The organism is Streptomyces sp. NPDC007971 (assembly GCF_042958635.1).
Classification (GTDB): Bacteria; Actinomycetota; Actinomycetes; order Streptomycetales; family Streptomycetaceae; genus Streptomyces.
Map to the genome: position 1 here is coordinate 202712 of NZ_JBIBJK010000018.1, position 8796 is coordinate 211507.

An 8796-nucleotide genomic window follows, 5' to 3' on the forward strand; every position below is an offset into this window, starting at 1 on the left:
CTGACCGCTCACGAGACGCCGACCGGTCCACGGGAAGCCCGACCGACCGGTCCACGGGAAGTCGACCGGTCCTTGGGAGTCGACCGGTCCACGGAAAGGGGCCGCCCTTCGCCGGGGCGGCCCCTTCCGCACGTCACCAGGACGACGGCCGGCGTGTGTCGAGGGCGAAGACGGTGCCGTCGGGAGCCGTGGCGAAGATCCGGTTGCCGACGACGACCGGCGCGGGCGGTGCTCCCGCGACCCCGGAGTGGTTGCCGAGACGGGCCTCGGTCTGCCCGACGAGCCTCCCCCTGGCCGCGTCGACGGCGAGGAGCCGCCCGTCGCCCGAGCTGAAGTACACCCTCCTGCCGTCGGTGACGGGCGCCGACCCGCGGACCACGGAGGTCTCCATGCGCCACAGCTGCTTCTGCGTGTCCAGGTCGACGGCGACCAGGGAACCGCCCGCGGCCAGGAGATAGACGAAGTGCCCCCGCACGGCGGCCTGGGCGTCGTCGAGCGCGACGGGCAGCTTCACCCGGCGCGTCTCCTTCGAGGCGGGTGTGTAGCGGACGACCGCCCCGGTGTTCCCGTAGACGCTGTCGACGGCCTGGAAGAACACCGAGCCGTCCTGGGCACCGAACGGCCTCAGCGCCCCGGCGAGCCGGACGTCCCATCGCACCCGGCCCGTGTCCGGATCCACCGCGGTCACCTGCGTGCTCGTGCCGTCGGCGGACGTCTGTGCCGCGTAGGCCGAGGAGTCTCCCGGGAATGACACAAAGGCCGGCGTGCCCCGGCCGGGGAACCGGCGCTGCCACGTGGTCGAACCGGTCGCCGCGTCCACACCGGTGACGGTCCCGTCGGCGCGCGTGAGTAGGGTCGTGCCGCCGGCGTAACGAATCGTCGTGTCCGGGGGCAGGCGCCGCTCCCAGACCTGTCTGCCCGACGCCGGAGCGAGAGCCGCCAGACGTGACCCGCCGCTCGTGAAGGGCTGCACGAGGCCGGCGGAGACCAGGGGCGGAGCGCTCGTGGTCCGTGCGGCGACGGAGTGCCGCCACATCAGGGCGCCGTCGGCGGGGGACACGGCGAACACCACACCGGGGCGGGTGCAGAGCAGCTTCCCGGCCCCGTAGGAGCACTGAGGCATGCCCTTGCCGGACCCCACCGGTTCGGCCGCCCAGGTGGCGGAGGCCGTCGACAGCGTCCGTGGGCTTTCGCCCCGCGACGCGTGCGGGGCTGCGTCGAGCAGCTGTACGCAGACCAGGACACCGAGCGCGGCCAGCCCGAGCGCCCCGGCGCCCACGGCCGCCATCCGCTTCCCCCGGAGCCGACGCCTGCCGGACGGCTCGGCCGACGACCCCATGGACGGCTCGGCGGACTGCTTGACGGCGGGCGCGGCGGAATGCTCCGCGGACGGCCCCGCGGATCCCGTGGACGGCCCGGCAAAGTGCCCGGCGGACCGCTCCCCGGCCGGCTCGCCGCCGGCCTGCTGCCCCCGCTCGTCCTCACTCGCCCGCTGCGCGGGTATGAACGCCTGCGTGTCGTACGAGGCCGCCTGCGACCGCAGTTCCCGCATCAGCTCGTCGGGGGTGGGCCGGTCCTCGGGCTCCTTGGCGAGACACCGCAGCACCAGCGGCGCGAGGTTCTCCGGCACCCCGGTCAGATCCGGCTCGTCGTGCACCACCTGATAGGCGACGACGTACGGGCTGTCGGAGTCGAACGGCCCCCGCCCGGTCGCGGCGTGCACCAGCACCGACCCGAGGGCGAAGATGTCCGCCGCCGGCCCCACCTCCCGCGGGCGCCGGAACTGCTCGGGCGCCATGAAAGGCGGCGTGCCGATCAACTTCCCGGTCTCGGTGCGCAGTTCACTGTCCTTGGGCCGGGAGATGCCGAAATCGATGACCTTCGGCCCGTCCTCGGCGAGCAGCACGTTGCTCGGCTTGAGATCCCGGTGCACGACCCCCACCCGGTGGATGTCGCGCAGCGCCTCGGCGAGCCCGGCCATCAGCCGACGCAACTGCGCCGTAGGCATCGGCCCGTTCTGCTTCACATGCTCCGAGAGCGTCGGACCGGGAATGAACAGCGTGGCCATCCAGGGCCGCTCGGCCTCGGGGTCGGCGTCCACGACCGGCGCGGTGAAGGCACCGCTCACCCGGCGGGCCGCGGCCACCTCCTGCCGGAAGCGCCCTCTGAACTCGGGGTCCCTCGCGAACTCGGCGTGCACGACCTTCACGGCGAGCCGCAGTCCGGAGGTGCTGCGGGCCAGATGCACCACGCCCATGCCGCCGGAGCCCAGACACGAGTCCAGGTGGTACTGGCCGGCGTACTCGGGAAGTTCTGCTTCCGCGCCCGCTCCGGTGTTGCGCTGTGGCGTCATGGACCACCCCCGTGCTGTTCGTCCGCGCGCGCGACGCACGGAGCCTAGTCGATGACTCGTACGAGACAGAGGCGGCTTGCTAGCGTCTGCATGCGAGTCGCGCACAGGTGTTTCGCGATTCGTCCCAGGGGCATCAACGACACCCCATGACATTCGTGGGGACAAACGGGGGGAGGCACTCGATGTCTGTCGAGCGCGTCGGAGAAGACGAACGCAGCGGTGCGGCGGCCGGGACGGCCGCGGTCGCGACGGAGTCCTTGCGCTACTACTCGGTCGCCCCGGGCGTCAGTCTGAACGTCCGCAGCGGGCCGGGTACGAACTACAACCTCGTCCGCGTCCTGCCCGAGGGCGCCAAGGTGCACATCTACTGCCAGTCGCCGGGCACCGCCGTCGCAGGCCCCTACGGCACCTCGAACATCTGGGACAACATCAGCAACGGCGAGTACGTCTCGGACGCCTTCGTGCAGACGGGCACCGACGGCTACGTCGCGGGCCGCTGCAGCTGACCCCGCCCGGGAGCCCGCCCCCGTCCGGAGCCATAATCGTCCCGTGAGCGACGAAACCGGCACCCCGGACACCCCGGCGGGCTCCAGAGACGGCGCGGACCAGGACGGCGGCCCCCGCCCGGAGCCGCTTCGCTTCTTCGGCACGTCCTGGGTGAACCACGACAACGGGTACCCGGCCCGCCGCGTCGGCGCGGCCGCGGGCTCCCTCGCCGCCGCCGTCGCCTCCTGCCTGATCCTGCGCTTCGCCTACCAGGGCATCCGGATCGCCGACACCGGCGCCTTCGTGACCGTGCTGATCGTCGCCATGTTCGCGATCTGCAGCGCGCTCGCCTTCCGCAACACCTGGGAGGGCTTCGGCAAGCGCCACGACCCGGTCCGGCAGGCCTCCCTGCGCGGTCTGCTGGCCATCGGCTTCGTCGGCTCCCTGTTCGCCTACTTCTTCCGTTCCCTCACCGAGGCCCCGGGCGAGAAGCTGCACCGCGCGGAGTACGAGAAGGCCGGCGAGGAGTACGCCCGCCGCACCCTGCGCCGCACCGGCAACCCGGCGAGAAAGAAGCGACGCCGGTGACGGAACCGGCGTAGGGGCCACCGTCCGAGCCCCGCTGCCCCAGCGACATCGGCGACGGGACCGGCGTAAAGGCCACCGTCCGAAAATCGCTGCCCGGCCGGATATCTGCTGTCCCCCCGGGCCTTCCCCGCGCACCATGGCGGCATGATCGCGTCCCCGCCCTCCTCCGAGCCGCCAGATCCGTCCGAGCCGGCGCACGCACTGCGCGCCCACTCCTTCAACGCCGCGGCCGCCCAGTACGCCGCGAACCGCCCCTCCTACCCGCCCGCCCTCTTCGACACCGTCGAGGCACTGGCCGGCCGGTCGCTGTCCGGCGCCCGGGTCGTGGACGTCGGCGCCGGTACCGGTATCGCGACCGCCCTGCTGCACGAGCGCGGCGCCGACGTCCTCGCCGTCGAACCCGGTGCGGGCATGGCCGCCGAGTTCCGCCGCGGTCTGCCGCACATCCCGATCGTGCAGGGCAACGGCAACGCCCTCCCCGTGGCCGACGCCCGCGCCGACTTCCTCACCTACGCCCAGGCCTGGCACTGGACCGACACCGCCCGCTCGGTGCCGGAGGCGCTGCGCGTCCTGCGGCCCGGCGGCGCGCTGGCGCTGTGGTGGAACACCACCGCGCCCGACATCGAGTGGATCGCCGAGCAGGCCGACCGCGCGAACCGCTTCTTCGGCGTGAACACGGCCGCCGAACCGCGCAAGGCCGCGGACCGCACGGACCAGGCCGATCCCAGCGGCCGGCTCCGCTTCGGCCGCGACAAGATCCGCTGGAGCCGCCGCGTCCCCGTCGACACCCACCTCGCCAACGTCGGCAGCCACTCGGCCTTCCTCGTCGCCCCCGAGGACCGCAGGTCCGCTTTCCTGGAGGAGGAGCGCGACCACCTGCTGAAGACCTTCCCGGACGGCATCGTCGAGGAGACGTACGACGTGCTCGTGCTCGTGGCGACCACGCCCTGACCCGAGACCTGCCAACAGGCGCCAGCGGCGGCCCGGTTCCTTCCGGGCCGCCGTTCTCGTGTCCGGCCACCGTTCCCGTGTACGGAACACCGGCTTCCGCCCTTGACTGTCCGGCTCGCCGAGGCAGATTATTCATCGCATGATGAATTATGTGCCGGATCCACCGGGCTCCACAGCACCGGACGCCGTCCACGCCGAGGACCTCACCGTCGTCCGCGGCCCCCGCACCGTCCTGCACCACCTCGGCTTCACCGTCCCGCGCGGCCAGATCACCGGCCTGCTCGGCCCCTCCGGATGCGGCAAGTCCACCCTCATGCGCTCCGTCGTCGGCACCCAGGCCAAGGTCACCGGCACCCTCGACGTCCTCGGCCTCCCGGCCGGCCACGCCGCCCTGCGCAGCCGCATCGGCTACGTCACCCAGGCCCCCTCCGTCTACGACGACCTGACCGTCCGCCAGAACCTCGACTACTTCGCCGCGATCCTGGACCCCGGCCTCGCCCGCGCCCGAAGGCTTCCCCACTCCCGGCTCCGCCCGAGCGAGAGGCGACCCCACCGCGAGGGGACCTCCGTCACCGCCCAGCGCCGCAACGACGTCGAACGCGTCCTCGCCGACGTCGACCTCACCAGCCACGCCGACGCCCTCGCCGGCAACCTCTCCGGCGGGCAGCGCAGCCGCGTCTCCCTCGCCGTCGCCCTCCTCGGCTCCCCCGAACTCCTCGTCCTCGACGAGCCGACCGTCGGCCTCGACCCCGTCCTGCGCCGCGACCTGTGGAACCTCTTCCACGACCTCGCCGCCGAGCGGGGCGCCACCCTCCTCGTCTCCTCCCACGTCATGGACGAGGCCGAGCGCTGCCACCGCCTCCTGCTCATGCGCGACGGCCGGATCCTCGCCGACGACACCCCGGACGCCCTGCGCACCCGCACCGGCAGCGACACCGTCGAGGCCGCCTTCCTGCACCTGGTGGACGAAGCAGCCGCCGCGGACCGCACCAAGGAGACGACCCGATGAGCACGCCCCCGCCCGCCGCCCCCGCCGCAGTGCCCACCGGCCCGCTGAACGCCGCCCGCACCACCGCCACCGCGGCCCGCGTCCTGCGCCAGCTCCGCCACGACCCGCGGACCATCGCCCTGATGATCCTCGTCCCCTGCCTGATGCTGGTCCTGCTGCGCTACGTCTTCGACGGCAGCCCGCACACCTTCGACAACATCGGCGCCTCCCTGCTCGGCATCTTCCCGCTGATCACGATGTTCCTGGTCACCTCCATCGCCACCCTGCGGGAACGCACCTCCGGCACCCTCGAACGCCTGCTCGCCATGCCGCTGGGCAAGGCCGACCTCATCGCCGGCTACGCCCTCGCCTTCGGCGCCCTCGCCGTCGTCCAGTCCGCCCTCGCCACCGGCCTCGCCGTCTGGGTCCTCGGCCTGGACGTCACCGGCTCGCCCTGGCTGCTCCTGCTCGTCGCTCTTCTCGACGCCCTGCTCGGCACGGCCCTCGGACTCTTCGTCTCGGCCTTCGCGGCCTCGGAGTTCCAGGCGGTCCAGTTCATGCCCGCGGTGATCTTCCCCCAGCTCCTCCTCTGCGGCCTGTTCACTCCCCGCTCCGAGATGCACCCCGTCCTCACGGCCGTCTCCGACGTCCTGCCGATGTCGTACGCCGTCGACGGCATGAACGAGGTCCTCCACCACACCGACATGACCGCGACCTTCGTCCGCGACGTCCTGATCGTGGCCGGCTGCGCCGTGCTCGTCCTCGGGCTGGGGGCGGCGACGCTGCGACGGCGTACGGCATAGGGCCCGTTCCGCCACCCGGACGCTCCGGCCGCCCCCTGGGCACCGGTGCGAAACTGAACCGCATGAGCCAGAAAGTCGCAGTCCTCGGCACCGGCAAGATCGGCGAAGCCCTGCTCAGCGGAATGATCCGGGCCGGCTGGGCCCCCGCCGACCTCCTGGTCACGGCCCGCCGGCCCGAACGGGCCGAAGAGCTCCGCACCCGCTACGGCGTCAACCCCGTCAGCAACACCGAGGCCGCCAAGACCGCCGACACCCTGATCCTCACGGTCAAGCCGCAGGACATGGGCGCCCTCCTGGACGAACTCGCCCCGCACATTCCCGCCGACCGCCTGATCATCAGCGGAGCCGCCGGCATCCCCACGTCCTTCTTCGAGGAGCGCCTGGCCGCGGGCACCCCGGTCGTGCGCGTCATGACCAACACCCCCGCCCTCGTCGACGAGGCGATGTCCGTCATCTCGGCCGGCAGCCACGCCACCGAGGCGCACCTCGCCCACACCGAGGAGATCTTCGGAGGAGTCGGCAAGACCCTCCGCGTCCCGGAGAACCAGCAGGACGCCTGCACCGCCCTCTCCGGCTCCGGCCCGGCGTACTTCTTCTACCTGGTCGAGGCGATGACCGACGCAGGCATCCTGCTCGGCCTGCCCCGCGACAAGGCCCACGACCTCATCGTCCAGTCCGCCATCGGCGCCGCCGTGATGCTCCGCGACAGCGGCGAGCACCCCGTCAGGCTCCGCGAGAACGTCACCTCCCCGGCCGGTACGACGATCAACGCGATCCGCGAACTGGAGAACCACGGAGTCCGCGCCGCCCTGATCGCCGCGCTGGAGGCCGCCCGCGACCGCAGCCGCGAACTCGCCTCCGGCAAGAAGGACTGATCCCCACCTCGCCCCGGAGGGGACTGCTCCCCCTCGCGCCCCCGAGGGCGGCGGGTCACCCCGCCGCCCCGCGGCCGGCGAACGGCGTTCAGGAGCCCGCGGCGCTCGGCACGGGCTCCGCCACCGGCGGCAGCAGCCCGATCGCCCGGTAGGCGGCGTCGACGAACGGCCGGGCAATCGCCCGGGCCTTCTCCGCCCCCTCCCGCAGCACCCCCTCCACATACGCGGGATCGGCGCACAGCTCCCGATGCCTGGCCTGCACCGGCCGGAGAACCTCCACCACCGCCTCCGCCGTGTCCTTCTTCAGGGCGCCGTACGACTCGTACGCACCGGCCAGAGCCTCCGGGTCGCCGTCCGTGCAGGCCGCGAGGACCTCCAGCAGATTCGCCACGCCCGGCCGCGCCTCCCGGTCGTACTCCACGCCCCGCCCGCTGTCCGTGACGGCACGCGTGACCTTCTTCCGTACGACGTCCGGCTCGTCGAGCAGATAGACGACGCCCAGACCGGAGTCGTCCGACTTCCCCATCTTCGACGCCGGGTTCTGCAGATTCATCACCCGTGCCGCGATCCCCGGACGCGTCGCCCTCGGCACCACGAACGTGTACCCGTAGCGCTGGTTGAACCGCACCGCCAGATCCCGCGCCAGCTCGACATGCTGTACCTGGTCGTCCCCGACCGGCACTTCCTCCGCGCCGTACCCCAGGATGTCCGCCGCCATCAGCACCGGATACGTCAGCAACGACAGCCGCACGCTCCCGCCGCGCTCCCTCACCCGGGCGGCCTTCTCCTTGTACTGGATCATCCGACGCATCTCCCCGTCGGTCGCCACGCACTCCAGCAGGTACGAGAGCCTCGTGTGCTCGTCGACATGGCTCTGCAGGAACACGGTGCACACTTCGGGATCGAGCCCGGCCGCCAGCATCAACGTCGCCGTCTGCCGACTGAGCCTGCGCACCCGTGCCGGATCGTGGTCCACGGTCAGTGCGTGCAGATCCACGACGCAGAACAGCGCGTCAGCCCGGTGCTGGTCCGTCTCGGCCCAGCACCGCATGGCTCCCAGGTAGTTGCCCAGGGTCAGGTGCCCGGTCGGCTGGATCCCGCTGAAGACCCGCGTCATCTCCACTCCACCTCCTGATCGGGACCGCCGCTCTGCGGCCGCCACCCCCGGAGTACTGGAGGAGATACACGAACGGCCGCCGAGGCGGCGGCCGTTGGTTGCATACGTGAGCACGGCCGCCGTCAGGCGGCCCACCAGAGCTGGCTACACGTACGCGTGGTCATGGCCGACAGATTACGCCTCCGGAGTGCTCCCAGGGCAAGGGTTGACACACCTCACCCCGGTACGTAATGTTCTCCGGGTTGTCCGACGTGAGCGCCGACTCCGGTCGGTCCCCGGACAACCATTCCGAGTACCACCCACGCCTCGACGTTTCGGCGTCGATTGCTTTGGTGTGCGTATGACGAAATGAGGAATCCGCGTCCGAAAGGATGCAGCCCCGATTAGCTCGGGAGCCAGGAATCCGCTAAAGTCTCACTCGTCGGAACGGCCCAAAAGCCGCGAAGACAAACCCCGCCGACCGGGGATCGGACGCCGAAAGGATCTGATAGAGTCGGAACCGCCGGAAAGGGAAACGCGAGAGCGAGAACCTGGAAAGCGCCGAGGAAATCGGATCGAGAAAAGATCTGATAGAGTCGGAAACACCGAAGGGAAGCCCGGAGGAAAGCCCGAGAGGGTGAGTACAAAGGAAGCGA

Annotated in this window: 8 protein-coding genes; 6 read left to right on the top strand and 2 right to left on the bottom strand. The window is 71.7% G+C overall.

Annotated features, from left to right (window positions below):
* Window positions 1–133 precede the first annotated feature (133 nt).
* Window positions 134–2353 (bottom strand): PQQ-binding-like beta-propeller repeat protein, encoded by a 2220-nt coding sequence (locus tag ACFZCP_RS33030; RefSeq protein ID WP_391434518.1) that lies wholly within the window; start codon window positions 2351–2353, stop codon window positions 134–136.
* 182 nt (window positions 2354–2535) lie between these two features.
* Between ACFZCP_RS33030 and ACFZCP_RS33035 the strand changes: the two genes are divergently transcribed.
* The 6 genes from ACFZCP_RS33035 to proC all read left to right on the top strand — a co-directional run bounded on the left by ACFZCP_RS33035 (window position 2536) and on the right by proC (window position 7044).
* A complete protein-coding gene (locus ACFZCP_RS33035) occupies window positions 2536–2859 on the top strand; it encodes an SH3 domain-containing protein (protein WP_391434521.1) in 324 nt (107 codons plus the stop codon).
* A 43-nt stretch (window positions 2860–2902) separates the two neighbouring features.
* Entirely contained in the window at window positions 2903–3427 is a 525-nt protein-coding gene (locus tag ACFZCP_RS33040; protein WP_391434523.1) for an EamA/RhaT family transporter, read from the top strand.
* A 144-nt stretch (window positions 3428–3571) separates the two neighbouring features.
* Complete coding sequence (locus ACFZCP_RS33045) at window positions 3572–4378, top strand: methyltransferase domain-containing protein (protein WP_391434526.1); 807 nt, start codon at window positions 3572–3574, stop codon at window positions 4376–4378.
* A 139-nt stretch (window positions 4379–4517) separates the two neighbouring features.
* Window positions 4518–5387: an ATP-binding cassette domain-containing protein gene (locus tag ACFZCP_RS33050; RefSeq protein WP_391434530.1), complete on the top strand. Its 870-nt coding sequence runs from the start codon at window positions 4518–4520 to the stop codon at window positions 5385–5387.
* Entirely contained in the window at window positions 5384–6169 is a 786-nt protein-coding gene (locus ACFZCP_RS33055) for an ABC transporter permease (protein ID WP_391434534.1), read from the top strand. The genes ACFZCP_RS33050 and ACFZCP_RS33055 overlap by 4 nt, the downstream gene beginning before the upstream one ends.
* Before the next feature lie 62 nt (window positions 6170–6231).
* A complete protein-coding gene (gene proC / locus ACFZCP_RS33060) occupies window positions 6232–7044 on the top strand; it encodes a pyrroline-5-carboxylate reductase (protein ID WP_391434538.1) in 813 nt (270 codons plus the stop codon).
* An 88-nt stretch (window positions 7045–7132) separates the two neighbouring features.
* On the opposite strand, the gene trpS is transcribed toward proC, so the two are convergent.
* Window positions 7133–8161: a tryptophan--tRNA ligase gene (gene trpS, locus ACFZCP_RS33065; protein ID WP_391434540.1), complete on the bottom strand. Its 1029-nt coding sequence runs from the start codon at window positions 8159–8161 to the stop codon at window positions 7133–7135.
* Window positions 8162–8796 lie beyond the last annotated feature (635 nt).